Below are 25,945 nucleotides of genomic sequence, written 5' to 3'. Positions count from 1 at the left end.
CCGCAGGCGTTAATAAGGGGCCCTTCCTTGCACGGTCAGCGCACGAGGAGCGCGACGGCCTCGCGGACGTCGTCGGTGAGGTGGATCGTGTGCGACAGGTCGCCGAACGGGGAGGCGGCGAAGAGCGGCCGCAGCAGCGACTCGACCGGCAGCTCGGCGGTCCAGAACGCGCGGTCGAGGAAGACGTACGCCCCGCTCGCCCCGTCGGTGCCGTAGAACGTCTTCGTGGCCGCCTGGAACACCTCCTGCACCGTGCCGGCCCGGCCGGGCGCGAACACGATCCCGCCCCGGGCCAGGCGCAGGATGGTGTCCTCCCGGATGGCGTTGGAGAAGTACTTGGCGATCCGGCCCGCGAACAGGTTCGCCGGCTCGTGGCCGTACAGCCAGGTGGGGATGGCCAGCCCGCCGGACCGGGCCCACTCCGTGTCGGGCGCCGCCGGTCGGGGCGAGGGCAGCGACGGGCCGTCCGCGTACCGCTTGCGCACCGCCAGCGCCGCCGCCGTGTAGCGGTCGTGGTCGGTGAAGTCCGGCGCGACGGCGAGCAGGTCGATCGCGGCGGACAGCTCGTCGGCCGGCCAGGCGGCGAGGAACGCGCCCAGGTTCGCCGCCTCCATCACGCCCGGACCGCCGCCGGTCACCACCAGCCGGTCGGCCCGCGCCAGCTCCCAGCCCAGCACCGCCGCCATCCGGTACGCGACGCTGCCGCGCGGGACCGCGTGTCCGCCCATCACGCCCACCACCGACTGCGGGCCGTGCACGGCCAGCCAGGCGCGGGTGGCGTCGGCGAGCGCGTTGTCCACGCCGTGGTCGTGCAGCCGTTGGCCGAGCGCCTCCCGAACGTCGGGCAGCGCCCCGCCGTGCGCCCGGAAGTGCGTGTACACCCGGGTGTCGTACATCTGGGTGAACCCGCCCTCGGCGAAGCCGGCGGCCAGTTCGTCGGCCGTGTAGAGGTGGGACGGCTGGGTCGGGTAGGGCAGGCCGGAGAACGGCGGGACCACGTTGGCGCCGCGCCGGACCAGGTCGGCGCCGACCTCCCGGTCGGCGAACCGGCAGCCCACGAAGAGCGTGCCGGCGACGTCGACGGCGCGCAGGTCGGGGACCGGGTCCAGGTCGAGGCGGAGGCCCTGCACGGTCAGGCCGGCGAGGGTTCCCCCGGCCAGCCGCCGGTCGAACTCGGTACGGGTCTGGACCTCGTCGACGTGAGGCGCGTGCGGCTCGATGACGTCCGCGGGTGGTGGGGTCGGCACCCGATCATCCTGCCCCGGCCGGGCAACGTCGCAAACCCGGGCGGTACGGACAGGAGCCCGGCGGGCACGCCGCCGGGCTCCTGCGTAACCGGGTCCTGGGGAGGCTCCGGATCTGTAGTTGTAGTGCAAGAACCACGCCGGCGGCATGGGCCGCGGGTACGTGAGCTCCCGCCGCAGGCGTGACGAAACCCTCAGCCGTTCAGCCACCCGACCCGCCCGACCCCCTCGCGCGCCCCAGGGCGAAGCGGGTTGAATGGGGCGATGCAGAACCTGTTGCCTGAGCCCCCGGCCACCCTGCTCCCGGCCGACGAGGAGGCCGACGCCACGCTGGCGACGGCGGTCGAGCAGGGCACCGACGAGGCGTACGCCGAGGTCGCGGCGCGCTTCCCGACCTACAGCGCGGCCTGGGGGGCGCTCGCCGGTCGCGCGCTCGCCGCGGGCCAGGTCGTCCCGGCGTACGCGTACGCCCGCACCGGCTACCACCGGGGCCTCGATCAGCTGCGTCGCAGCGGCTGGAAGGGGCACGGCCCGGTGCCCTGGTCGCACGCCCCGAACCAGGGCTTCCTGCGCTGCCTCTACGTGCTCTCCCGGGCCGCCGGCGAGATCGGCGAGGCGGACGAGGCCGCCCGTTGCGCCCAGTTCCTCCGCGACTGCGACCCGGCCGCCGGGGACGCGCTGGCCAGCGCCTGACCACTACCGCGACGGCCGGTCCCGACCCGGGCACCGGCCGTCGCGCCCGTCCTACAGCCCTTCCGCCACCGACGCGGCGATCTTCAGCCAGGCGTCCCGCGTCGCGGAGGAGAGCTGGCCGTACCGCAGCGGCTCGCCGGTGTCGATGAGCCGCTCGTACGGCGCCAGCAGCACCGCCCGGGTACGCGCGGCGAAGTGCGCCTGAATGGCCGGCAGGTCGATCTCCTTGCGGGACGGCGGCATCGAGACCACCGTGACCGCCTGCCGGACCAACCGCTGCCGGCCGCTCTGCTCCAGGTGGTCGAGCATCCGGGCGGCGGTCTCGGCCGAGTCGTTCCGCGCCGACATGGTGACCACGAGCTGGTCGGTGGCGTCCATGGCGGCCTGCCAGTTCTGCGCCCGGACGTTGTTCCCGGTGTCCACGAAGATCAGCTTGTAGAAGCGGCTGACCACCTCGCGGATCTCGGCGAACGCGGCGGCGGTCAGCATCTCGCCGCCGGTCGCGGACTCGTCCGAGGCGAGCACGTCGAACATGCCCTCGCCCTGCGAGCGGACGTACTGCGACAGGTCGCCGACGCGACCGTGCGGACCCTGGAACTGGGCCAGGTCACGCAGCATGTCCCGGACCGTCCGGGCGTGGAAGTCCTGCTGCGCCCGCATGCCGAGGGTGCCCTGGGTCTCGTTGTTGTCCCAGGCCAGCACGTACCCGCCGCGCTTCTGGCCGAACGTCATGGCGAGCAGCAGGATGGCCACCGTCTTGCCGGCGCCGCCCTTGGGGTTGACCACGGTCACCTGGCGCAGTCCGCCGAAGTTGCGGCGGACCATCTCGATGTCCCGCTTCACCTCCTGCTCGTGGCGGCCGGGCGCGAGCCGGACCAGGCCCATCCGGTTCACCACCGCGCGTACCCCCATGGTGGCCACCGGGTCGACCGGTCGGGCCTGGCGGCGGCGGGCGAAGTCCTCGGCGGTCGGCGGCGCCGCCTGCTGCGGCGTCCAGCCCTGCTCCGGGTACGGCTGCTGCGGGGGCGCCCCTGCCGGTCCGGGAGCCGGCGGCGCGTGCGGCGGCTGTCCGGCCTGGTGCGGCGCCACGGCCGGCTGCGGCGCTCCGGCCTGGTGCGGCCCGGGGCTCTGGTGCGGCGTGGGGTTCTGGTGCGGCCAACCCGGCGGGTACCAGCCCGGCTGGCCGGGTTGTGGCGGGTACCCCGGCGGCGGGTAGGCCGCGCCGTTGCCGTAGGGCGGCTGCTGCATCGGTACGCCCGGCGACGGCGGGAACGGGCCGAGCCGGGGCGCGGCCTCCTCCGCGGACCCGCCCGGCCCGTCCGTCGACGGCGACGGAACCGGAGCCGAACCGGTGGCCGGCCAGGCGCTGACGGGTCCGGGGGGCACCGGCCCGGCGGTCGACGGTTCCGTGCCCGCGGGTCCGGGTCCGGGTGCGGGTGCGGGTCTGGGGCCCGGGGGTCCGGGGTTCGCGGGGTCAGGGTTCGCGGGGCCGGGATGCGCGGAGACCACGGCTGTCGGTCCGGGATCCGCGGTCGCCGGCCCGGGGTTCGGGGCTGCCGGTCCGCCGGCGGCGGTCGCGGTGTCGGTGGAGTTCGCCGGGCCGGCGATCTCGGACGCGGCGCGCTGGGGTGGCTGCGCCCACGGGGACTCGGCCCGCCCGTTCCCGGCCGCGTCGCTGTCGATCCCGGACACGGGCGCGCCGGGCAGCGCGTCAATTCCGGAGGTGGGCGCGTCGGGCAGCGCGTCGGTCCCGGGCGCGGCGGGCGGCGCGTCGGCCCCGGGCGCGGGCGCGGCGGAACCGGGCACGGTCGGCGGCTCGTGGGTGGCCGCCGCCGTCGGGGCGTCGACACGCGGCGCCGGCGGGGTGCCCGGGGCCGGCTGGTCGAGCGTGAACGGGAGGTCCAGGTCGACCGGCAGCGGGCGGGTCGCGTCGGGCGCCGGGGTGACCGGCGGCGGAACCGGCTCCGCCGGGCGGGTCACCTCGGGCGCCGGGACGGCCGGCGGCGGAACCGGCTCCGCGGGGCGGGTCGCGTCGGGTGCCGGGACGACCGGCGGCGGCGGGGGAGCCTCGCCGAACGGGAGCGGCCAGGGCATGTTCGGCTGGACCGGCGCTGCCCAGGGCGGCGCGGTGACCACGCCGTCGGTCTCCTCGGGCGGCCAGAGCGGTTCGACGTCCCGCTCCGGCACCTGCGGTCGGCCCGGCACATGTGCCCGGTCGTCGTTCTCGTGCGCCACGGTTCCTCCCCATTCCCCCCGCCGAGGATAGGCGGTCCGGTCAGCCCGGCCACCCGGGCGAGGATCGACCGGGGTCAGCCCGCCCAGACCGCCCAGGCTCCGGGCTCGGTCCACCAGGACCGCTTCCGGCTCAACTCGCCCTCGACACCGTCGTCGAGGAAGGGCACCTTCTCGTCGCGGGGCACGACCGCCACCGCCCGTCCCCGGGCCCGGCGTACCTCCAGCCGGACCTTCTTCCGGCCCAACGCGGACCGGGTCACCACAGGCACGGCCACGGCCACGGCCACCCGGCCGTCGGTCGGGTCGGGGTCGGCCAGCAGGTCCACCTCGCCGAGGCGCGCGTAGCCGCCGGCGTTCCCGATCGCGCAGGCCGTGATCGGCTCGCTGCCGTCGCTGAGCACCGTGCCGTCGACCTCGACGCGGGCCCGCCAGTGCAGCGGTCGGCCGGCGTCGTCGGCGGCGCCGAGCAGCGCGCCGTCCAGCGTCACCGAACCGCCGTCGTTGCGCAGCAGATCCAGCCGGCGCGCCGTGCCGTCGAGCACCGCCGCCGCCACGGCCGCCGGGTCGCGCGGCAGCCCGAGCTGCGCGGCCAGGTCCCGCGCCGCGCCGGACCGGGCCGGGTCCAGCGGGAGTACGCCCACCGGGGGCAGGTCGGGCAGCGTCCGGTTCCCGGCCAGGTCCGCCGGGCGGCGGCTGGGCGGCGGGGCGTACCGGCGCACCAGGCGGCGCAGCACGGCGCGCAACTGAGCGTCACTGGCCGTGGCCACCACCAGCCGGGTCTTGCCGTCCTGGTCGGGCCAGGTGAGGCCGTCGGCGCGGGCCGGGCCGTCCAGGCGGGCCAGCACCTCGTCGATCTCGGCGTCCGAGCGGGCGGTCACCGTGGTCACCCGGGCGCCGCGGGCGGTCAGCGCGTCCGCGCAGGCCAGCACCGGCACGCGGGGCGTCTCGCAGCGTTCCGGGTCGGTCGTGGCGACACCGTCGTCCGTGCCACCGCAGCAGGCCCCGCCGCTGCCACAGCCTCCGCCGGGAGCGTCCCGCTCCGAGCCGAGGGTGAGCAGCACCACGTCGTACACGAAGGAGCCTCCTGCTTCTCGACGAACCCCTGCCGGTCCCGTCGTCACTACTTGTTAGCCTGACACCCCGGGCTCGCTGACCGGTCGCCGCCTGGCACCCGAGCCTTCTGGAGGCGAGAAGATGCCAGCGATCGTGCTCCTCGGCGCCCAGTGGGGCGACGAGGGCAAGGGCAAGGTTACCGACCTGCTGGGTGAGCGGGTCGACTACGTCGTGCGCTACTCCGGCGGCAACAACGCCGGCCACACGGTGATCACGCCGGACGGCCAGAAGTACGCGCTGCACCTGATGCCGTCCGGCGCGCTCTCGCCGAGCGCGATGATCGTCATCGGCAACGGCGTGGTCGTCGACCCGAAGGTGCTGCTGGAGGAGATCGACGGGCTCGCCGAGCGCGGCGTGGACGTCTCCCGGCTGCGCATCTCCGGCGACGCGCACCTGATCATGCCGCACCACCGGGCACTGGACCGGGTGGTCGAGCGCTACCTGGGCAGCTCCCGCATCGGCACCACCGGCCGGGGCATCGGCCCGGCGTACGGCGACAAGGTCGCCCGGATGGGCATCCGGCTCCAGGACCTGCTCGACCCGGGCATCCTGCGCAAGAAGCTGGAGCTGGCGCTCCGGGAGAAGAACCAGCTGCTGTTCAAGGTCTACAACCGCAAGGCGATCGACGTCGAGGAGACCGTCGAGGAATACCTGCGCTACGCCGAGCGGCTGCGGCCGTACATCGCGGAGACCCGGGTGATGCTCTGGGACGCGCTGGACCGCGGCGAGACCGTGCTGCTGGAGGGTGCCCAGGCCACCATGCTCGACATGGACCACGGCACCTATCCGTTCGTCACCTCGTCGAACCCCACCGCCGGCGGGGCGTGCGTGGGCGCGGGCATCCCGCCGACCGCGATCACCAAGGTCATCGCGGTGAGCAAGGCGTACACCACCCGGGTGGGCTCCGGTCCGTTCCCGACCGAGCTGTTCGACGAGAACGGGCAGCACCTGCGCAAGATCGGCCACGAGTACGGCACCACCACCGGCCGGGAGCGCCGCTGTGGCTGGTTCGACGCCGTGGTGGCCCGCTACGCGTGCCGCCTGAACGGCGTCACCGACCTGGTGGTCACCAAGCTGGACGTGCTGACCGGCCTGGCCAAGGTGCCGATCTGCGTCGGGTACGAGATCAACGGCGAGCGCTTCGACGACATGCCGATGACGCAGACCGACTTCCACCACGCCACGCCGATCTACGAAGAGCTCGACGGCTGGTGGGAGGACATCACCAAGGCGAGGACCGAGCAGGAGCTCCCCGAGAACGCAAGGCGCTACATCGCCCGCATCGAGGAACTCACCGGCACCCGCGTGAGCGTGGTCGGAGTAGGCCCAGGCCGAGAAGAAAACGTCCTCCGCCACCCCCTCCTCCCCTAACCCACCCCCCCCGGGGCTATCGACGTCGATCATGAAGTTGGCGGCAGTTTCATAGATCCACATCGCCGTCAACTTCATGATCGACGAGCCTGTGCGCAAGGTTGTCCACAGGGTGGGGTGGGTTGTCCACAGGGATCCCGCGTGGGGAGGAGCGCGCGGGAGGGTTGGGGGGTGGAACGGGCTTGGGTCATCGGGCGGATTGCCAGGGCTCAGGGCGGCGTGGTCACCCGTGAGCAGGCGCTTCGGGCCGGGTACAGTCGCCACGAGATCGACAACCTGCTCACCGCCCGTCGGTGGCGGCGGCTCGCGCGTGCCACGTACGCGGTGGTCCCTTCGGCACCGGACCTCCTGGAACGACGTCGCCGGATCCGAGCGGCGGTGTTGTCGCTGGGTCCCGATGCGCATGTCGTCCTTGCCACGGCTGCCGAGTTGCAGGGGATCGCCGGCCTTCCGAGAACAGGCGCGATCCATCTCGCACTGCCCGGCCGTGCTGCCAAGCCTGCTCGTGTCGCGGATCCTGCCGTGGTCCCGCACCAGTTCGAACATCCTGCCGCGGCGTTGACGTCCATCGGTGGTATCCCGGTGACGGACCCGACGCACACCCTTGCGGAGCTGGTCCTCCGGGAGCATCGATACCGCGCCGTGGCCCTCCTGGACTCCGCGCTGAACAGCGGCACGGTAAACGCGGACGAGTTCCGTTCCATCCCCGCGCTGCTCGCGCGTCGGAGGGGCGCGGTGAACGCTCGTCGTTACCTGGCCGAGGCGAACGGCGCGGCGCAGTCGCCGCTCGAGACGCGTACCCGACTGCGCTGTGTCGACGGCGGCGTTCCGCCGGACGTCCTGCAGGTCGAGGTTCGCGACGCCGACGGGTATCTGCTCGGCATCGGCGACATGGGTTGGCGTGCCTCCCGGGTGATCGCCGAGGCGGACGGTAAGGACCCGCACACCGCGCCCGGTGCGCTCTTCCACGACCGGCGACGGCAGAACCGCCTCGCCAACGCCGGTTGGACCGTCCTCCGATTCACCTGGCCCGACACCCTCCGCCCCGACTACATCCCCCACGTGATCCGCCAGGCACTCACCACTCGGACGCAGTGTCGACCATGACGTTGACGGCGGTGTCGATCTCACATCCTGCCGTCAACTTCATGATCGACGGGGTGGGAGGTGGGGGTCAGTAGGATGCCGGTCGTGCGGGTTCTTCTTGTGGGTGGTGGTGGGCGGGAGCATGCGCTCGCGCTCGGGTTGGCTGCGGATCCGGCCGTCGAGGCGCTCGTCGCGGCTCCGGGTAATCCGGGGATCGCCGAGGTCGCGTCGCTGCGGGAGGTGACAGCCACCGACCCGGCGGCCGTGGCGGCGCTCGCCGTCGACGTGGCGGCCGACCTGGTGGTCGTCGGGCCGGAGGCGCCGCTGGTGGCCGGGGTGGCCGACGCGGTACGCGCCAAGGGCATCGCGGCGTTCGGCCCGAGCGCGGAGGCGGCCCAACTGGAGGGCTCGAAGACGTTCGCGAAGGACGTGATGACCGCCGCCGGCGTACCGACCGCGCGCGCGTACACCTGCGCCGACGCGGCGGCCGTCGCCCGGGCGCTGGACGAGTTCGGCGCGCCCTACGTGGTGAAGGACGACGGTCTCGCCGCCGGCAAGGGCGTGGTCGTCACCGACGACCGGGCTGCCGCCGAGCGGCACGCCGCCGAGTGCGGCCGGGTGGTGATCGAGGAGTACCTCGACGGTCCCGAGGTCTCGCTCTTCGTGGTCACCGACGGCGAGGCCGCCCTGCCGCTGCTCCCGGCGCAGGACTTCAAGCGCGTCGGCGACGGCGACACCGGGCCGAACACGGGCGGCATGGGCGCGTACACGCCGTTGCCGTGGGCCCCGCCGGGCCTGGTCGACGACGTGATGCGCGATGTGGTGCACCCGACGCTGGCCGAGTTGCGCCGCCGGGGCGCCCCGTTCGCCGGCCTGCTCTACGTGGGCCTGGCCATCACCGCGGCCGGCCCCCGCGTGATCGAGTTCAACGCGCGCTTCGGCGACCCGGAGACCCAGGTCGTGCTCGCCATGCTGGAGACCCCGCTGGCCGGGCTGCTGCACGCCGCCGCCACCGGCACGCTGGCCGGGCATCCGCCGCTGCGCTGGCGCGACGGTGCGGCGGTCACCGTCGTGGTCGCGGCCGAGGGCTACCCGGCGGGCCCGCGTACCGGCGACGTGATCACCGGCGCGGACCGCGCCGGGATCATCCACGCCGGCACCCGTCGGGACGCCGACGGCACGCTGCGCTCCGCGGGCGGCCGGGTCCTCTGCGGTACGGCCACCGGCGCGGACCTGGCCGCCGCGCGCGACGCCGCGTACGCGCTGGTACGCGGCGTCGAGCTGGCGGGCGCCCACCACCGGGGCGACATCGCGTCGGCGGCGGTGGACGGCCGGATCACGATCCCGGGCTGACCGTGGACTGCGGCGCGGCGGGCGGCAGCATGCCGAGCGCCGCGCCGATCACGGCCTGGGCGGTCCGGCTCAGCTCCTCGCTCTTCGCGTCCGTCGCGGTGATCGAGTACTCCACCCGGAACCGGCCGTCCCGGGTGGCGGCGACGCCGGCGAGGTAGCCGTAGCGGCTGCCGGTCTTGAGCCACAGGGTCTGCCCACCGACCGGCATGGCGGTCAGGCCCGCGCTGTACTCGCCGACGCGGTTGCCGGCCAGCACCGGTCGGGTGAACATCTCGGTCAGCCACGGCTCGGGCACCACCCGGCCGGCGAACAGCGCGGTCATGAAGGTGTCCAGGTCGGACACGCTGGAGATCAGGTTACCGGCGGCCGGGGTGAAGGTCTGGCTCCACACCGTCGCGTCGACCAGCTCGGTCCGGCCGTCGCGGACCACCGCCTGGTAGCCGTGGGCGTGCGGCCCACGGATGCGCGGGTCGTCGCCCGGCGCGTACGTGTCCCGCAGGCCGAGCGGCCGGGCGATGCGCCGCCGCACCTCCTCGGCGTACGAGTGGCCGGTGACCTTCTCGATCAGCATGCCGGCCACGATGTAGCCCATGTTGGTGTAGTGCTGGTCCGTGCCGGGCTCGAACTCGCGCGGGTTGCGCAGGCCGAGGCGGACGATCTGCTCCGGGGTCCACCGGTCGTAGCGGTGGGCGAGCTGCCACTCGATCCCGCCCGGCAGCGTCGGACTCGGTATCCCGTTGGTGTGGTTCAGGAGTTGGCGGACGGTCACCGGCGGGTAGTCGGCGGGCAGCAGGCCGGGCAGGTACCGCTGCACCGTGCCGTCCAGGTCGAGCCGCCCCTCGGCGACCAGTTGCAGCGTCACCGCGGCGGTGAACACCTTGGTGACGCTGCCGACGCGGAACCGGGCGTGCGGCGGCACGGGGGCGGCCCCGCGCAGGGCGCGTACGCCACTGGTGCCGGTCCAGCATCCGTCGGGAGTGGTGATCCGGACCTGGGCGCTCGTGGCGTCGCCGGTGGGTAATCCGGCGATCGCCTGCCGCATCGGGGTCGGGTCGAGGGTGCCGATGGCGCAGTCGGGCCGGTGGGCACCGGACGGCGTGGCGAGCGCGGCGCCCGGTACGACGGTGGCGAGCAGCGCTCCGGCCAGCGCGGCGGCGACCGCGCGGCGACGGGTGACATCCATGATCTTCATGTCGTCGATCCTGTCGTCCCCGGTCGGCGGGGGCATCCGGGTGACACCCGCACCCCACCCCGGTCGGTCCTCGGTGGAACCCCCGCGACCGGACCCCTAGGTGGTGTGGCTCCGGCCGACGATCCGGTCGAGCACGTTGGCGGTGGCCCGCTCGATCCGTGGGTCGCGGTGCCCGCGCCGGTCGAGCGCCATCGTCCAGCCGAGCGTGCCGGTGGCGAAGACGACCGCACCGCGCGGTGTCTCGTACACGTGGCTGCTCTGGAGCCGCCGGCCACCCTGCTGCGCCGGGTAGGGCGACGAGCTGAGCGTGGTCTCCCCGGGCTGGCCGGGCCGGGCGACGCCCGCGTTCAGCCCGTCGGCCTCGCCGACGACCAGCCCCGGGATGCGGTCCCCGTCGGCCACGCCGGCGCCGGCCCAGACCCAGTGGTCGGCCGAGCGAACCACGAGCGGCTGCGGGCTCAGCACGATGCCGTTGTACTGCACGCCGAGCAGCGCCTGCTCGGGTCGGTCGAGGTCGCGCCACGTCACCGTCGGCCAGCCCTCGTCGGCGCCCGGATCCGGCGGCGTCTTGGCGCACTCGACCACCCGTTCCGGGCGGCCGCTCCCGCCCGGGTGGACCCGCACGTGCCAGTAGACGCTGTTCGCGCCGAGGAAGGCGAGGCTGGTGCCGGCGGCCAGCCCGGCCTCGGCGGCCCGCCGCATCTCGGCCGACCAGTATTCGTCGTGCCCGCAGAAGACCAGCCCCCGGTGCCGGGACGGGTCGAGCCGACCGGAGTGCAGGTCGAAGCTGGTCGCGTAGCTGACGTCGTAGCGGTTGCGCTCCAGCCAGCGGATCGCGTCCTCGTCGCGGTCGGCGTGGATGGGCAGGCCCGCCCCGGAGTATGGGCGGTCGAAGGAGACCGCGCGTGCCCGCAGCGCCGGATCACGCCGCCCGTCCGGCCGGTAGCCGTTGTAGAGGCTCCGGCCGACGCGCCGGTCCCGGGGCCACTGGTTGTAGGCCTGCCAGGTAGTCACCGGCAGCACCACGCAGAGCGCGGCGGCCCGCCGGTCGTCCCGCACCACGAAGGGCGTGCTCGACCGCCAGCCGGACGCCGAGGTGAACACCGCCTGGTAGAGGCCGGAGGCCCAGCCCTTCGGCACCGGCAGGCGCCAGGACACCGGCCACCGGCAGTCGAGCGCGCCGGTCACCGGGTCGGCGACCGGCACCGGCTGGGGCACGCCCCTCAGCTCGGGGCTGGTCAGCATCGTGCGGGCGCCGGCTCCGGCGTACCAGCCGAGGCGGTGCACGCTGACCCGGAACCGGCCGGCCGGGTTGACCGCGACGTGGAAGTCGATCACGCCGCCGGGGGCGACGCTGGTCGTCGACGCGTACCCCTGGATCTGGCGTCGCCGGTCGTCGGCGGGCCGGCCGCCCTCCGGTGGCCACCAGGGCTCGCCCGGCGCGCGGTTCTCCCGCTCGACGGGCGGCACCTGACGGCGGGCGGGCGGCACCTGACGGCGGGCGGGCGGGGCGTCGTGCGGGCGGCCGAGCACCGGGTCGACGGGGGCGAGCACGCTGGCGGCAGCACCACCGAGGAGGAGGCCGAGCGCCGTGCGCCGCCGGAGTCGGACCATCGCGCTGCTCCCCGCTCACCCCGCTGAAACCGGGGAGAACGTAACACCGGGCGTCATCCGGTGTCCGTCCCGTGTGGTCAGCCGATCAGCCGAAGTACCGGCGCAGCTCCCGCCCGAGCACCTTGCCCGTCGCGTTGCGCGGCAGGTACTTGACGAAGACCACGTCGCGGGGCACGGAGAAGCGGGCCAGGTAGTGCCGGACGTACTCGCGGACCGCCTCCGGGTCGAGCGTCTCGCCGGGCCGCAGCGCCAGGAACGCGGCCAGTCGCTGGCCGTACTCCGGGTCGGGCACGCCGATCACCGCGACCTCGCGGACCTGCGGCAACCGGGCGATCAGGTCCTCCACCTCGGAGGGGAAGACGTTCTCCCCGCCCGAGACGATCATGTCGTCGGCGCGCCCGTCCACGAAGAGCAGGCCGTCCGGGTTCAGCCGCCCGAGATCGCCGGTGTCCAGCAGACCGTCGCGGCTCTCCCGGCCGGCGCCCGAGGTGTAGCCCTCGAAGAGCATCTCGTTGCCCACGAAGATCCGCCCGACCTGGCCGTCGCGGACCGGCTGGCCCGCCTCGTCCAGGATCTCCAGCCGGGTGCCGTGCGGCGGCCGGCCGGCCGTCGTGGGCGCGGCCCGCAGCTCCGCCGGGCCGGCGATGGACGCCCAGGAGACCTCGGTCGAGCCGTAGAGGTTGTAGAGCACGTCGCCGTAGCGGTCCATGAAGGCCGTGGCCAGGTTGCCGGGCAGGGCCGAGCCGCTGACCGCGACCACCTTGAGCGGCGGCCGGCGCTGCGGCGGCGCCACCTCCATGAGCCGTTGCAGCATCACCGGTACGGCGAAGAGCGCGTCGCAGGGCTGCGCGGCCAACGCGGCCACCGTGGCGGCCGGATCGAAGCGGCGGTGCAGCACGACCGTGGCCCGCAGCGCGAAGGAGACCTGGAGGGCGGCGTACCCCCAGGTGTGGAAGAGGGGCGCGGCGATCATCACCGTGTCCCGGGCGTGCAGCGGGATCCGGTCGATGATGGACACCAGCGGGCCGAAGCCGTGCGGGGTCGGCCGGCGGGCGCCCTTGGGCGTGCCGGTGGTGCCGGAGGTCAGCACGATGGTCCGGCCGTCCCGCTCCGGCGGCTGGAGCCGGTCCCCGGGCACCGCGCCCGCGATCAGCTCCTCCTGCCGCCGCTCGTCGACGCGGTGCAGCTCGGCCGGGAGACCGAGGACACGCTCGGCGAACTCGGCGTCGTGCACCAGGACCCGCAGGCCCTGCTCCTCCGTGACGGTGGCCAGCTGCGCGGCGGAGAGGCCGGTGTTGACCAGGACGGCGTCCGCGCCGAGCAGCATCGCCGCGACGATCGCCTCGATCAGCCCGTGGTGGTTGCGGCAGAGCAGGCCGACCCGGTCGCCGGTCCGCACGCCGAGGCCGGCCCGCAGGGACCGGGCCAGCCGCTCCGACCGGTCGAGCAGTTCCTGGTACGTCAGCGCGGCGCCGTGCTCGTCGACGACGGCGACGCGCCCGGGGTCGCGGGCGGCGGCCTGGCGCAGCTCGCCGGCGAGACTCCAGCCCCAGCGGCGCAGCGCGTTCAGTTGCGAGGCCACCCGGATCGGGCGGCCCGGGGTGAGCAGTCCGCGTCGGGTGAGCGTGGCGACGATGAACGGCAGGTCCAAGGCGCAACCTCCTTCGCGTTCGTGGTCTCCCGATCATGCATCCGGGCGGTTCGTCCGCCCAGCCGGCGTGATCATCAGCCCAACCTGCGGACACCCGCGGTCGTGGCCACGCCGGTCACGGACCGGCGGCCCGACCCGCGACGGGGTACGCCCGGCACGGCGTGCCGTCGCGGGTCGGGTCGGGGTCCGCCGGCGATCAGCGGATCTGCATCCCGGAGATGGCCCGGGAGATGACCAGTCGCTGGATCTCGGAGGTTCCCTCGAAGATGGTGTAGATCTTGGCGTCCCGGTACCAGCGCTCGACCGGGTGGTCGCGCAGGAAGCCGGCCCCGCCGAGGAGCTGGACCGCCCGGTCGGTCACCGAGACCGCCACCTCGCCGGCCTTGAGCTTGGACATCGAGCCCTCGCCGGCGGTGAACGGCCGGTTGTTGCGGCCCATCCAGGACGCCCGCCAGACCAGCAGCCGGGCGGCGTCGATCTCCATCTTCATGTCGGCGAGCGCGAACGCGACCGCCTGGTTCTCGATGATCGGCCGACCGAACTGGACCCGGTCCTTGGCGTAGTCGAGGGCGTACTCGTACGCGGCGCGGGCCACGCCGAGCGCCTGCGCGCCGACGGTCGGGCGGGACAGTTCGAACGTCCGCATCGCGGCCTGGCCGGAGGCGCGCTGCCCGGACCGGGCCCGGGCCAGCCGCTCGTCCAGGGCGTCCTTGCCGCCGAGCAGGCAGCGGCCCGGCACCCGGACGTCGTCGAGGAAGACGTCGGCGGTGTGCGAGGCGCGCAGCCCGAGCTTGCGCAGCTTGCGGGTGGCGTTGAGGCCGGGCGTGCCCGGGGGTACGACGAACGCGGCCTGCCCGCGCGAGCCCAGCTCCGGCTCGACCGAGGCGGTGACCACGTGCACGCCGGCGATGCCGCCGTTGGTGGCGTACGCCTTCTGCCCGTTGAGCACCCACTCGTCGGTGGCCTCGTCGTAGACGGCGCGGGTCCGCATCGACCCGACGTCGGAGCCGGCCTCCGGCTCGGTGGTGCAGAACGCGGCGACGGCCGGGGAGTCGACGTCCCCGAAGCACTGCGGGACCCACTCGACGAGCTGGTCGGGGGTGCCGGCGCCGTAGATCCCGGCGACCGCGAGGGCGGTGCCGAAGATGCTCAGGCCGATGCCGGCGTCGCCCCAGAAGAGTTCCTCGCTGGCGATCGGCAGGGAGAGGCCGGTGGGGTCGGCCCAGCAGGTGGCGAGGAACTCGAACCCGTACAGGCCGACCTTCGCCGCCTCCTGGATGACCGGCCAGGGAGTCTCCTCCCGGGCGTCCCACTCGGCCGCGGCCGGGCGCACGACCTCGGCGGCGAAGCCGTGCACCCAGTCGCGAAGGTCCCGCTGTTCCTCGTTCAGGTCGAGCGAGAACTCGGCCATGGTCAGGCCTTGGGGATGTCGAACAGGTTGGCGATGTTGGCGGCCAGGCCCAGGTCGCCCTTGGCCTTCAGCTTGCCGGTCATGAACATCATCACCGGGTTGGCGCCGCCGGAGACGATCTTCAGGAACTCGACCGGGCCCATGGTGAGGCTGAGCTTCGGGTCCCGGGTCGGGGTCTCCGAGACGGTGCAGGTGCCGTTCTCGATGACGATCTCGTAGGTGTCGGTGCCGCCGTCCGGACGACCGGTGATGTTCCAGTGGATGACCGCGTTGGTGGAGCCGGCGCGGTCGGCGCGGAACAGCGTGGGCATCCGGTTGAAGACCTCGCTGAGGATCTTGCCGCGCGCCTCACCGGACATGATCTCGGCGATCTTGTCGTCCGGGGTGGACTTGACCAGCTGCGCGAACTCCTTCGGGCCGACGTTCGCGAAGTTGGCCGGGTCGAAGTCAGTCATGGGGGAATGCACCTCTCGGGCGGGGCCGACTTTGGTTACTCTGGCGTAACCTTACGCACGAGTAGGTATGCTCGCAAGAGTGTCCAGCACGCCGACCTTCAAGCGCCTCCCCCGGGCCGTACGCGAGCAGCAGATGCTCGACGCGGCGGTCAAGGTCTTCTCCCGCCGGGGCTTCCACGCCGCCAGCATGGACGAGATCGCCGACGACGCCGGCATCTCCAAGCCGATGGTCTACGCCTACCTCGGCACCAAGGAGGAGCTCTTCGTCGCCTGCCTGCACCGTGAGGGCACCCGGATGATGGAGGCCATCGCCGGGGCCGCCGCCCCGGAACTGCCCGCCGACGAGCGGCTCTGGCGCGGGCTGCGCGCCTTCTTCGGGTTCGTCGGCGCGCACCGCGACGGCTGGGCCGTGCTCTACCGCCAGGCCCGCGGCTCCCAGCCGTTCGCCGCCGAGCTGGCCGCCATGCGCGGCCGGCTGGTCGAGGTGGTCGCCGGGATGCTCGACCACGCGCTGCGCGCCTCCGGCCGCGAGGTCGGCGCCACCGACCTGGAGGTGGTCGCGTACGCCCTGGTCGGCGCCACCGAGTCGCTCGCCGACTGGTTGGCCGACCACCCCGAGGCCGACGCCGAGAAGACCGCCACCCGGATGATGAACGTGGCCTGGCTCGGCGCCGACCAGTTGCTGCGCGGCGTCACCTGGCGCCCGGGGGAGGTGTAAGGAAGGGCCCCCTGTTAACGCCTGCGGTAGAGGAGGGGTCCCCTTTTAACACCCGCGCCGCGCGGACCCGCGCCGCCCGGCGGCCCCGGGCCCAGCGCACCACCTCCACCACCAGGGTCACGGTGAGGGCCAGCCCCAGCCCGAACAGCAGGCCGCGGATCGGGTCCCGCTCGAAGGCGAGCCCGCCCAGGTAGCCCACCGACGCCGAGTAGGTGCCCCAGGTGGCGGCGGCCAGCGCGTCGAAGGCGAGGAACCGCCGACGCGGGAACCGGGTCGCCCCCATGGTGAGGGTGACCGCGGTCCGGCCACCCGGCACGTACCGGGCCACGGTGAGGATGAGCCCACCCCGTACGGCGATGCCCCGCCGGGCCCGGTCCACCGCGGCCCGCCGCCGACCGACCCGGGGCACACGGTCCAGCAGCCGGGCGCCGCCGTGCCGGCCGATCGCGTACGAGACGTGGTCGCCGACCAGCGCGCCGAGCGCGGCCACGCCGATCACCAGCGGCAGGTCGGGCTGGCCGGTCGCGGCGAACACACCGGCGGTGATGACGGCGGTCTCGCTCGGTACGACGGGGAAGAACCCGTCCACCACGGCGATGGCGAACAGGGCCAGGTAGACCCAGGGCGACGAGATCGTGTCGTGGAGCAGTTCGAGAGCGGCATCCATGACGTCGATGCTGGTCGGGGCGGCGGCGGCCGGAATCTGTCGACGGTCTGCCCCGGGGGTCCACTTTCGTCGTGCCGTACCCCGAGGTGGTCTCGGGGTCGGCACCCAACCCTCCCCGAGCCCGGTCCCGTCGCGGGCCGACCGGGCCTAGGCTCGCGGGATGACCACCTGGCCGGGCGTCGTTCGGCGCGTCGAACCGTACCTGCCGGTGCTGCTGGCCGGGGCGGTGGCCGCCGCCACGTGGGCCTCGGCGACCGGTGGGCTCGGCGTCCGCTCGCCGCTGCCGACGGCGGTGATCCTCCTGCTCGCGCTGGCCACGGGTGCCTCGGTGCTCTCGTCACGCCGCTGGGCGCTCCCCGCCGCGGCCGCCGTGTGCTGGCTGGTCCTGGCCGCCTGGGCGGCCGTCGTGGTCGCGTCCTGGCGGGCCGGCACCGGCCTGCGCGGCCGGCAGCTCGCCGCGTACCTGCTCGGGACGTTCCCGGTCATGCTCGCCGGCGTGGCGGTCGGCAGCGCGGTGGGTGGCGAACGCCGCCTGGTCATGGCCACCCCCGGGAACGCGGTGGTCTTCTACGCCTGGTTGGTGATCGCCCCGGCGATCGTCGGGCTCTGGATCCGGGCCCGGCGGGACGCCCTGGCCGCCCTGCGGGACCGGGCCGAGCGGCTGGAGCGGGAGCAGGAGGCGCGAGCCGACCGGGTCCGCGCCGAGGAGCGGGCCAGGATCGCCCGTGAGATGCACGACGTGGTGGCGCACCGGGTCTCGCTCATGGTGGTGCACGCGGGCGCGCTGGAGGTGACCACCGCCGACCAGACCACCGTCGAGACGGCCGCGTTGATCCGGTCCACCGGCCGGGCCGCGCTGACCGATCTGCGGGAGGTGCTCGGCGTGCTGCGCCAGGAACCGCCGCTGCCGCTGCCCGGCCGGGACGCGGTCGGCGAACTGGTCCGCGAGTCGCGCGCGGCCGGCCTCCGGGTCAGCCTGACCGACGAGGTGGCGCCCGGCCCGGTGCCGGGCGCGGTGGCCCGGACCGTGCACCGGGTGGTCCAGGAGGGGCTGACCAACGTGCGGAAACACGCCCCGGACGCGGCGGTCGCCGTCCGCCTGCGGCACCTGCCCGAGGAGGGGGTCGAGGTGACCGTCCGCAACGACCCGTCCGCCCGTACCGGCCCGGCGCTGCCCGGTGCCGGGCTCGGACTGGTCGGCCTGCGGGAACGGGTCGAGCTGACCGGTGGACGGCTGACGGCCGGACCCACCCCCGACGGGGGATTCCTGCTGCACGCGCTGATGCCGGCCGGGGAGGCGACGTGATCCGGGTCGTGATCGCCGACGACGAGCAGCTCATCCGCGCCGGGCTCCGGCTGATCCTGGAGGCGGCGCCGGACATCGCCGTGGTCGGCGAGGCCGCCGACGGGACCGAGGCGCGGGCCGCCGCCGAGCGGCTGCGGCCCGACGTGGTGCTGCTGGACGTGCGCATGCCCGGCCTCGACGGGCTGGCCGCGGCCCCCGCGATCGTGGCCGCGGGCCCGAAGGTGGTCATGCTGACCACCTTCGACCTGGACGAGTACGTGCACGAGGCGCTCCGCGCCGGCGCGGTCGGCTTCCTGCTCAAGGACACGCCTCCCCGGGAACTCGCCGCCGCGGTACGGACCGTCGCCGCCGGGAACGCCATGCTCGCCCCGACGGTGACCCGGCGGCTGATCAGTTCGTTCGCCGAGCGCGGTCCGGCGCGGCGGGAGGCCGCCCGGCAGCGACTGGCCCGGCTGACCGACCGGGAGGCGGCGATCGTCCGCGAGGTGGCCCGGGGTGACGGCAACGCCGAGGTGGCCCGCCGGGTCGGCGCCAGCGAGGCGACCGTGAAGACGCACGTCAGCCGCGCGTTGGCCAAGCTCGGCGTGGCCAACCGGGTGCAGCTCGCCATCCTCGTGCACGACGCCGACCTGCTGGGGTGACGGCACCGGTCAGCGGTGGGCGGCCCGGGCGCGGGCCCGACGGCGGGCCCAGCGGACGGCCTCGAACAGCCCGGTGACCGCCAGCGACAGGCCGACGCCGGCGAGCAGGGCGGTGACCGGGTTGTGCTCGAACGCCAGCCCGCCGAAATAGCCGAGCAGCCCGCAGTAGATCCCCCACGTGACGCAGGCCAGCGCGTCGTACAGCAGGAACGAGCGCGCCGGGTAGCGGACCGCGCCCATGGTGAGCGTGACCGCGGTCCGGCCGCCGGGGACGTACCGGGCGGTGGTCAGGATCATCCCGCCCCGCCGGTCCACCGCCCGGCGGGCCCACTCGGAACTCGCCCGCCGCCGGCTGTCCGCCGGCAGCCGGGCCAGCCGGTGCGCGCCCCCACCGCGCCCGATGGCGTACGAGACGTGGTCGCCGATCAGCGCGCCGAGCGCGGCGGTCACGATCACCAGGGCCAGGTTCGGCTCGCCGCCGGCGGCGAACACCCCAGCGGTGATCACCACGGTCTCGCCCGGCACCGCCGGGAAGAACGCGTCGACGGCGGTGACCGCGATGATCACCAGGTACACCCACGGCGAGGTCACCGTGTGGTGCAGCAGGTCGAGCACGTCCCCCATGTCTCCCATGCTCGGCGCTGCGGTGTTAAGCGGGGGCCCTTCCTATACAAAAGGCGTTAACAAGGGCCCCTTCCTTCTCCTCGGCGGTGGGGCCGTGCGAGGTGAGCACCACGGGCGCGCCGAGCGCCTCCGAGACGGCCGCCGGCCAGTCGTCCGGCGCCTCGTCCAACACCGGCCGGGCCCGCATCAGCCGGGCCGTCAACGCCGCCTGCCGTCCCAGGTCACCGGCCGGCCCGGGGACGAGCCGGTCGACCCCCTCGTAGCGGCGGCAGATCCGCAGCTCGCGGCCGGCCAGGTCGAGGTGGGTCAGCGCCAGCCCGTCCACGCCGCCGGTCACGTCGAGGGCGTACCGGTGGGCGACCGCGTCGAAGTGCCCGAACCGGAACCGGCCCTGCCACGGGTTGGTCGGATTGCGCGGGTCGGTGAACGGCAGCGCCGGGTCCTCGGTGACCAGCGGCCCCGGGCCGTGCCGGGTGGTGGTCACCCGCAGCACCCCGAGCCGCTGCGCGGTGCCGGCCATCCCCGCCTCGGCGAGCAGCGTCTCCGCGTTGGCGAACGTCGTGGTGCTCCACGTGGTGTACGGGTGGAATCCGTGCCACTCGTCCAGCAGCACCCCCTGCGCGCCCTCGAACACGCAGGTGCCCTCGCGCAGCGCCCCGGCGAGCCAGCTCCGGTCGACGATCGCCACCCGGTCGGCGAACGCGGCGTACGCGGGCAGGCAGTCGTCCACCGGCGGCGCGTCCAGCCGCCCCAGCTCGGCGATGAGCCGGTCGCGCAGCGCGGCCAGCCGACGGCGCAGCACCGCCGGGTGGCGGCAGTCCGCCACCCGGGGCGCCTCGGCGGGGTGGGCGAGGCCGTACGCGACCGCCTCGCCCACCCCGAGCCCGCAGGAGCCGTGCCGGTCGGCTCCCCGGGCGATCTCCCGGGCCCGATTGGCGGCCCGGTGGTACGGGGTGGCCAGCAGCGCCTCCCCGTCCACGGTCAGTCGGTCGAGCGCGTCGGGCACCCCGACCGCCGCGAGGTGGTCGGCCTCGGCGGCCAGCGCCAGCGGGTCCACCACGACGTGCCGGGCCAGGTGGGTCCGTACGCCGGGGCGGAACGTGCCGGCCCCGAACTGGGCGAACGTGTGCGCCCGCCCGTCGCGCAGGACGACGTTGTGCGCCGCCTGCGCGCCCCCGTTGAACCGGACCACCGTGTGCACCGGCCGGGTGGCGCAGAGCAGGTCGACGACCGTGCCCTTGCCGGCGTCGCCGTAGCCGAGGTCGACCACCGTCACGTGGTTCACAGCCGGGTGACCCCGCTTCCACCGTCGGTCGGGGTGAACGGCAGCGTGGCCACCGCCCGTCGGCCGGAGCCGAGCCGGGCCAGCGCCCGGGAGACCGTGCGGGTGGCGGTCGAGCCGGCCCGGTCCAGGTCGCGCAGCCCGTCGTCCAGGTCGATGGCCTGCTCGCCGAGGCCGACGGTGAGCGCGATCGTCTCGCAGACCGCGTCCAGGTCGTCCAGCTCGACCGCGTTCTGCCCGAGCAGGCCGCGCCAGAAGTCGAGCACCTTGCGGTTGCCGGCGTAGTGGCTGCCGGCGGGTAGCAGGTAGTAGGTGTCCCAGCGGGCGGTCACCTCGTCCACGATCTGCCGGACCGGCACGTCCTCGCGCAGGTCGTCGCCGATCAGCCGGGCCACCTCGCCGGCCTTCACCCGGGGGTACGCCAACTCGTCGCCGATGATGAACAGGTAGCCGCGCCGGCCACGCTTCTCCCAGCTGTCGGTGGCCGTGTGCCGGGCCATGAAATAGAGCGCCAGCTCGTACGACTCCATCATCTGGCCGCCCCCGCCGCCCTCCAGCACGATCCGGCCGAGGTCGTCGTCCATCCGGTTGTCGGACTCGAACTGCCCGACCTGCAACGGCACCCGGTCGCACGTGGCGTCGCCGATCGCGCCGAACATGACCTGCGGGTCCTTCGCGTACCCCTGGCGCAGCAGCAGGCCGAGCAGCTGCGGCAGCTTGCTCTGCAACACCCGGGGCACGTGGCCCATCGAGCCGGTGACGTCGAACAGCACGGCGATCGGCGTCGACCGCGGGTGCTCGGCCGAGTCGCGGCTCTCCCGCGCCGCGTCGCGCGGGTCGAGCGCCGGGTGCACCGTGCGGGCGCCGCTGTCGCTGTACGAGAACGCACTCCTGCCGGTGCGGCGCCGGTAACGGTCGGCGGCGTCGTACACGTCGGTGGACCAGATTCCACTGCCCATGGCAGCCTCCCTAGGGGTTGAGGGTGAAGGGTCGGAAGGTGCGCGGCCCGTAGAGCCGGTGCAGCACCTCGTCCAGTTCGCGCAGCAGCCGCCAGGCGTCGTCGGGTCGGGCGGACGGCGTGGGCTGCCGGCAGCCGTCGGCGAAGGCGCGCAGCTCGTGCGGGGCGCGGTCGCCCATCAGCCAGGTCATGCAGCGGGTGGCCAGCGCGATGTCGGTGCCCGGACCGCACTGCCGCTTCGCGGCGACCTCCGGCGGATACCAGTCCTCCTGGCCGGGCACCAGCGCCGGCACGAGCCCGCCCGGCTCGGCCGAGAAACACCAGTCCACGAGCACCACGCCGTGCGCGTCCGGCTCGATCAGCACGTGCCGGGGCAGCACCGCGCCGTGCACCACGCCGGCCCGGTGGGCCAGGCCGAGCGCCACGAGCAGCCGCCGCCACATCCAGGCCGCGTCGCGCGGGTCGACCCCGTCCGGGTACGCCCGGCGCACGTCCTCCAGGCTGTGCAGCCCGGGCGGGGTGGCCAGCACGTTGACCAGCCGTTCCGCTCCGGTCGACGGGTCACGCACCGGGTAGGAGTCGACCAGCCGGGGCACGTAGGCCAGGTGGCGTGCGTCGCCGCGCTCGGCGATCCGCCGCAACGCCCGCGCCTCGCGCGCCATCAGGTCGTTGTCGCCGGGGTGCCGGGGCACCTTGATCAGGTGACAAGAAGGGGCCCCTCCTCTACCGGAGGCGTTAAGAAGGGGCCCTTCCTTGCGGTGCAGGGTGGCGATGTCGCCGGCGTACGCCTCGGGGTTGCGCCAGCGGGTCGTGACCGTGGTCAGGGCGGCGGTGGCGGCGGCGCGGACCCGGGGGTCGGCCGCGCCCAGCCGGTCGGGGTGCAGCGCGCCGACCAGCTCGCGGTAGCGACGGGCCGGCGCCTCGGCGCCGAACAGGTCGGTGTGACTGCGGGCGGCGGTGACCAGCCGGATCGCCTCCTCGGTGGTCATCGCACCGTCTCCTCCCGGGCGGGGCGCAGCAGCGCCGGGTGGAGCAGCCGGGCGTCGCCGGCGCGGTAGAGCTTGGCGCGGGGGCCGCCGCGCGCGCCGCCGCGTTCGGTGCTGGCGCCGGTGCTCTCCACGAAGCCGGGCACGGAGAGCACCTTGCGGTGGAAGTTGCCGGCGTGCAGCGGGTGGCCCCAGACCGTCTCGTAGACCGCGCGCAGCTCGGTGATCGTGAACTCGGGGGCGAGGAACCGGGTGGCCAGGGGCGTGTACTCCAGCTTGGACCGGGCCCGCTCCAGCCCGTCGTCGATGATCCGGCCGTGGTCGAAGGCGAGCTGTCGGCTGGTCAGCGCGGTGACCGGCAGCCAGCTCGCCTCGTCGGCGTCGGTGTCGGCCACCGGGTCGGGCAGGTCGGGGGCGAACGCCAGGTGGGCGATCGACACCACCCGCATGCGGGGGTCGCGGTCGGGGGCGCCGTAGCTGCCGAGCTGTTCCAGGTGCACCCGGCGCAGCCGGTCGCCGCCGAGCCCGGTCTCCTCGGCCAGCTCGCGCCGGGCGCCGGCGGTGAGGTCCTCGTCCGGGTGGACGAAGCCGCCGGGCAGCGCCCAGTGCCCCGCGTACGGCGGCGCGCCGCGCCGGATCAGCAGCAGGTGCAGCGCGCCCTCGCGGATGGTCAGCGCGACCACGTCGACGGTGACCGCGACCGCCGGGTAGTCCCGGGGGTCGTATCCGGCGAGGAAGTCCTGCTCGTTCACGGCGCTCACTCTCTCGGGTTGAGAACAACTCAATCTGAGAACAACGTAGCGCGCGAAAGAGGGGGCCGACAAGCCCCCTCTTTCCTCAGCGGACGGTGCCGACCAGGTGCGGCCGTCCGTCCCGTGCGCCGTGCAGCCCGAAGTCCCAGCCCGCGCCGCCGGCGGTCGCACCGAACGCCACAGTGGACGGCAGCGGCACCGGCAGCTTGAACGCCACATCCACGGTGTACGCGTCGGGCAGCCGACTCTCCAACGCCGCCAGGCAGCGGGCCTTGCTCCACATGCCGTGCGCGATCGGACGCGGGAAACCGAACAGTCGCGCGCCCAGCTTCGAGGTGTGGATCGGGTTGTGATCGCCGGAGACGCGCGCGTAGTCCGTGCCGACCCGGGGCGTCACCCGCCACTGCGCGGAGAAGGCCGGCGGCGCGGGCCGGTCGCCCCGGTCGCGCCGCGGGCCGCCGCCGGCCGCGCGCTCCTTCCCGAGGTACGTCGACACCCCCCGCCACACCTCCTCGCCGTCGACCGAGCCGACCAGCACCACGTCGAGCTGCCGGCCGCGTTCGTGCGGGCGCAGGTTCTCCGCGTACGTGCGGAAGTCGACGCTCTCGCCCACCCGGACCGGGCGGGCCACGGTGATCCGGTTGGCCACGTGCACCACGCCGGTGAGCGGGATCGGGAAGTCGGCGGCGGTCATCAGCCGCAGTGACAGCGGAAACCCGAGCACGTGCAGGTACGTCGCCGGCAGCCGGTCGGCCAGCCGGAAACCGCAGACCCGGTCGTAGTCGGCCAGGTGCGCCCGGTCCACCGTCACCCCGGCCACACTCAGCTCCAGAGCGGGCAGCTCCCGCCCCCGCCGACGACCCATGCCGGGCAGCGCCCCCAGCAGGGCCCGCCGATAGAGCGCCCCCGCCCCCGGCAGCCGCCCCAGCTCGACACGCGCCCGCTCCCCCTGCCCCCCACCCGGGCTCCCACCCGGGCTCCCACCCGGTCGATCATGAAGTTGGCGGCGTTGTGGATCTCCGGAAGTGCCGTCAACCTCATGATCGACGGGGCGGGGTGGGACGAGTGCGGAGAGGTCCTGGGTTGCCTCGGCCTGGGGAGTGCGCGCGGCCAGGGCCGACCGGGCGGAGGTGAGGTCCTGGGTGGGGCCCTCGATCAGGTCGTGCAGGGTGAGGTCGTCGGGCTCGTGGTCGCGGGACGCCATCACGCCCCCAGCAGGCTCTGGCCGCAGACCCGGACCACGTTGCCGCTGACCGCGCCGGTCGCCGGCCAGGAGAGCCAGCCGATCGTCTCGGCCACGTCCACCGGCAGGCCGCCCTGGGCCAGGCTGTTCATCCGCCGCCCCGCCTCGCGGATCATCAGCGGGATGCGCGCGGTCAACCGGGTCTCGATGAACCCGGGCGCGACCGCGTTCAGGCTGATCCCGCGCTCGCGCAGCACCGGGGAGAGCGAGTCGACCAGGCCGATCACGCCGGCCTTGCTGGTCGCGTAGTTGGTCTGCCCCCGGTTGCCGGCGATCCCGGCGATCGAGGAGACCGACACGATCCGGCCGCCGGCCGGGATCAGGTCGCGCTCCAGCAGCACGTCGTTGATCCGCTCCTGGCTGGACAGGTTCACGTCGATCACCGAGTCCCACCGGTCGGCGTCCATCCGGCCGAGCGTCTTGTCCCGGGTGATACCGGCGTTGTGCACCACCACGTCGACCCGGCCGTGCCGGGACGCCAGGTGCTCGGCCAGCCGGGCCGGCGCGTCCGGCGCGGTCAGGTCGAGCTGCACCGCGCTGCCGCCGATTCCGTTGGCCACCGCCGCCAGTTCGTCGCCGGCCGCCGGGATGTCCAGCGCCACCACCTGCGCGCCGTCCCGGGCGAGCACCGTCGCCAGCGCCGCGCCGATGCCCCGGGCCGCGCCGGTGACCAGCACGACCTGCCCGTCCAGCGGCCGATTCCAGTCGGCCGGCGCGGCGGCGGCGCCGGCGCCGACCCGGATCACCTGGCCCGAGACGTACGCGGAGCGGCCGGAGAGCAGGAAGCGCAGCGTGGACTCCAGGCTCACCAGGGTGCCGGCGTCGCCGTCGCGGGTGACGTACACGAGCTGGGCGGTGACACCCCGGCCGAACTCCTTGCCGATGCTGCGGGTCAGCCCCTCCAGGGCGCGCTGGGCGGTCGCCTCCCGGGGTGAGCCGCACTCGGCCGGCGGCGTGCCCAGCACGATCACCCGGCCGCTGGGCAGCACCGATCGGGCCTGCGGGTGGAAGAAGTCGTAGAGCTGGCGCAGCTCGGCGGAGTCGGTGATGCCGCTGGCGTCGTACACCAGGGCGGCGGAACGGCTGTCGGCGGTGGTGGCGGCCGGGTCGGTCAGCTCGACCCCGGCGGCGGCCAGGATCTTGCCGGCCGGCTCGGCGAGCCGGCCGCCGGTCGAGGAGCCGAGCAGGACCGGCCCGGGAACGAGCGGGTCGCCCGGCGTGTGCCGGCGCAGTCGGGGCGGGTCGGGCAGCCCGAGGCGCTTGACCAGCGCGCGACCGGCCCCCGTCTGGACGAAGCTCGCGTACCTGTCGGTCATAGGCGTAGCCTACTGGCGAGTAGGGTTCGGGCAA

The 25,945-nt window shown here is 74.5% G+C and carries 23 protein-coding genes; 7 read left to right on the top strand and 16 right to left on the bottom strand.

Going from position 1 to position 25,945, the window contains the following annotated elements; genetic code table 11:
- Positions 1-35 precede the first annotated feature (35 nt).
- Positions 36-1,247, bottom strand: coding sequence for an LOG family protein (locus tag COO58_RS06290; RefSeq protein ID WP_091565808.1), 1,212 nt, complete (start codon positions 1,245-1,247; stop codon positions 36-38).
- Positions 1,248-1,508: 261 nt separating this feature from the next.
- Here COO58_RS06290 and COO58_RS06285 point away from each other — a divergent pair, with 261 nt between their 5' ends.
- On the top strand, positions 1,509-1,937 hold the full coding sequence (locus tag COO58_RS06285; RefSeq protein ID WP_091565804.1) for a DUF3151 domain-containing protein: 429 nt from the start codon (positions 1,509-1,511) through the stop codon (positions 1,935-1,937).
- Positions 1,938-1,988: 51 nt separating this feature from the next.
- Here the strand turns inward: COO58_RS06285 and COO58_RS06280 are convergent, their stop codons facing one another.
- Positions 1,989-4,172, bottom strand: a complete 2,184-nt coding sequence (locus COO58_RS06280) for a chromosome partitioning protein (RefSeq protein WP_098744152.1) — start codon at positions 4,170-4,172, stop codon at positions 1,989-1,991.
- Positions 4,173-4,246: 74 nt separating this feature from the next.
- Entirely contained in the window at positions 4,247-5,245 is a 999-nt protein-coding gene (locus tag COO58_RS06275; RefSeq protein WP_091565796.1) for a hypothetical protein, read from the bottom strand.
- A gap of 121 nt (positions 5,246-5,366) precedes the next feature.
- Between COO58_RS06275 and COO58_RS06270 the strand changes: the two genes are divergently transcribed.
- The 3 genes from COO58_RS06270 (at position 5,367) to purD (ending at position 9,095) form a co-directional block, all read left to right on the top strand.
- Positions 5,367-6,656 carry an adenylosuccinate synthase gene (locus COO58_RS06270; RefSeq protein WP_091565793.1) on the top strand — a complete coding sequence of 430 codons (1,290 nt, stop codon included), beginning with the start codon at positions 5,367-5,369 and terminating at the stop codon, positions 6,654-6,656.
- A gap of 171 nt (positions 6,657-6,827) precedes the next feature.
- On the top strand, positions 6,828-7,763 hold the full coding sequence (locus tag COO58_RS06265) for a hypothetical protein (RefSeq protein WP_098746137.1): 936 nt from the start codon (positions 6,828-6,830) through the stop codon (positions 7,761-7,763).
- A gap of 84 nt (positions 7,764-7,847) precedes the next feature.
- On the top strand, positions 7,848-9,095 hold the full coding sequence (gene purD, locus COO58_RS06260; protein ID WP_091576735.1) for a phosphoribosylamine--glycine ligase: 1,248 nt from the start codon (positions 7,848-7,850) through the stop codon (positions 9,093-9,095).
- Here the strand turns inward: purD and COO58_RS06255 are convergent.
- The 5 genes from COO58_RS06255 to COO58_RS06235 all read right to left on the bottom strand — a co-directional run bounded on the left by COO58_RS06255 (position 9,079) and on the right by COO58_RS06235 (position 15,418).
- Entirely contained in the window at positions 9,079-10,287 is a 1,209-nt protein-coding gene (locus COO58_RS06255) for a serine hydrolase (protein WP_218012337.1), read from the bottom strand. The two genes, purD and COO58_RS06255, sit on opposite strands and share 17 nt — an antisense overlap.
- A gap of 96 nt (positions 10,288-10,383) precedes the next feature.
- The gene (locus tag COO58_RS06250) at positions 10,384-11,901 is read right to left on the bottom strand and encodes a N,N-dimethylformamidase beta subunit family domain-containing protein (protein ID WP_098744151.1); all 1,518 of its coding nucleotides are present in this window, start codon (positions 11,899-11,901) and stop codon (positions 10,384-10,386) included.
- A gap of 85 nt (positions 11,902-11,986) precedes the next feature.
- Positions 11,987-13,552, bottom strand: coding sequence for an AMP-binding protein (locus COO58_RS06245; protein ID WP_091565788.1), 1,566 nt, complete (start codon positions 13,550-13,552; stop codon positions 11,987-11,989).
- A gap of 196 nt (positions 13,553-13,748) precedes the next feature.
- On the bottom strand, positions 13,749-14,963 hold the full coding sequence (locus COO58_RS06240; protein ID WP_091565785.1) for an acyl-CoA dehydrogenase family protein: 1,215 nt from the start codon (positions 14,961-14,963) through the stop codon (positions 13,749-13,751).
- A gap of 2 nt (positions 14,964-14,965) precedes the next feature.
- Positions 14,966-15,418 (bottom strand): SCP2 sterol-binding domain-containing protein, encoded by a 453-nt coding sequence (locus COO58_RS06235; RefSeq protein ID WP_091565780.1) that lies wholly within the window; start codon positions 15,416-15,418, stop codon positions 14,966-14,968.
- Between the two features lie 79 nt (positions 15,419-15,497).
- Between COO58_RS06235 and COO58_RS06230 the strand changes: the two genes are divergently transcribed.
- Positions 15,498-16,136, top strand: coding sequence for a TetR/AcrR family transcriptional regulator (locus tag COO58_RS06230; protein WP_176558752.1), 639 nt, complete (start codon positions 15,498-15,500; stop codon positions 16,134-16,136).
- On the opposite strand, the gene COO58_RS06225 is transcribed toward COO58_RS06230, so the two are convergent.
- Positions 16,111-16,803: a DedA family protein gene (locus COO58_RS06225; RefSeq protein ID WP_098744149.1), complete on the bottom strand. Its 693-nt coding sequence runs from the start codon at positions 16,801-16,803 to the stop codon at positions 16,111-16,113. The two genes, COO58_RS06230 and COO58_RS06225, sit on opposite strands and share 26 nt — an antisense overlap.
- Positions 16,804-16,963: 160 nt before the next feature.
- Between COO58_RS06225 and COO58_RS06220 the strand changes: the two genes are divergently transcribed.
- Positions 16,964-18,109, top strand: coding sequence for a sensor histidine kinase (locus tag COO58_RS06220; RefSeq protein ID WP_091565771.1), 1,146 nt, complete (start codon positions 16,964-16,966; stop codon positions 18,107-18,109).
- Positions 18,106-18,750, top strand: a complete 645-nt coding sequence (locus COO58_RS06215) for a response regulator transcription factor (protein ID WP_091565767.1) — start codon at positions 18,106-18,108, stop codon at positions 18,748-18,750. The genes COO58_RS06220 and COO58_RS06215 overlap by 4 nt, the downstream gene beginning before the upstream one ends.
- A gap of 9 nt (positions 18,751-18,759) precedes the next feature.
- Here COO58_RS06215 and COO58_RS06210 read toward each other — a convergent pair whose 3' ends face one another.
- The 7 genes from COO58_RS06210 to COO58_RS06180 all read right to left on the bottom strand — a co-directional run bounded on the left by COO58_RS06210 (position 18,760) and on the right by COO58_RS06180 (position 25,911).
- A complete protein-coding gene (locus COO58_RS06210) occupies positions 18,760-19,374 on the bottom strand; it encodes a DedA family protein (protein ID WP_098744148.1) in 615 nt (204 codons plus the stop codon).
- Between the two features lie 25 nt (positions 19,375-19,399).
- Positions 19,400-20,659: an adenylosuccinate synthetase gene (locus COO58_RS06205; protein ID WP_098744146.1), complete on the bottom strand. Its 1,260-nt coding sequence runs from the start codon at positions 20,657-20,659 to the stop codon at positions 19,400-19,402.
- Positions 20,656-21,615 carry a hypothetical protein gene (locus COO58_RS06200; protein WP_098744145.1) on the bottom strand — a complete coding sequence of 320 codons (960 nt, stop codon included), beginning with the start codon at positions 21,613-21,615 and terminating at the stop codon, positions 20,656-20,658. The genes COO58_RS06205 and COO58_RS06200 overlap by 4 nt, the downstream gene beginning before the upstream one ends.
- A 10-nt stretch (positions 21,616-21,625) precedes the next feature.
- Positions 21,626-22,603, bottom strand: coding sequence for a protein kinase family protein (locus COO58_RS06195; protein ID WP_098744143.1), 978 nt, complete (start codon positions 22,601-22,603; stop codon positions 21,626-21,628).
- Complete coding sequence (locus COO58_RS06190) at positions 22,600-23,352, bottom strand: NUDIX domain-containing protein (protein ID WP_091576731.1); 753 nt, start codon at positions 23,350-23,352, stop codon at positions 22,600-22,602. The genes COO58_RS06195 and COO58_RS06190 overlap by 4 nt, the downstream gene beginning before the upstream one ends.
- 85 nt (positions 23,353-23,437) lie before the next feature.
- Entirely contained in the window at positions 23,438-24,556 is a 1,119-nt protein-coding gene (locus tag COO58_RS06185) for a MaoC/PaaZ C-terminal domain-containing protein (protein WP_255292685.1), read from the bottom strand.
- Entirely contained in the window at positions 24,556-25,911 is a 1,356-nt protein-coding gene (locus COO58_RS06180; protein WP_098744142.1) for a 3-oxoacyl-ACP reductase, read from the bottom strand. Before COO58_RS06180 ends, COO58_RS06185 begins: the two co-directional genes overlap by 1 nt.
- Positions 25,912-25,945 lie beyond the last annotated feature (34 nt).

It is taken from the genome of Micromonospora sp. WMMA1996, assembly GCF_002573675.1.
Taxonomy (GTDB): domain Bacteria; phylum Actinomycetota; class Actinomycetes; order Mycobacteriales; family Micromonosporaceae; genus Micromonospora; species Micromonospora sediminicola.
This window is presented reverse-complemented; position numbering and strand designations above follow the sequence as displayed.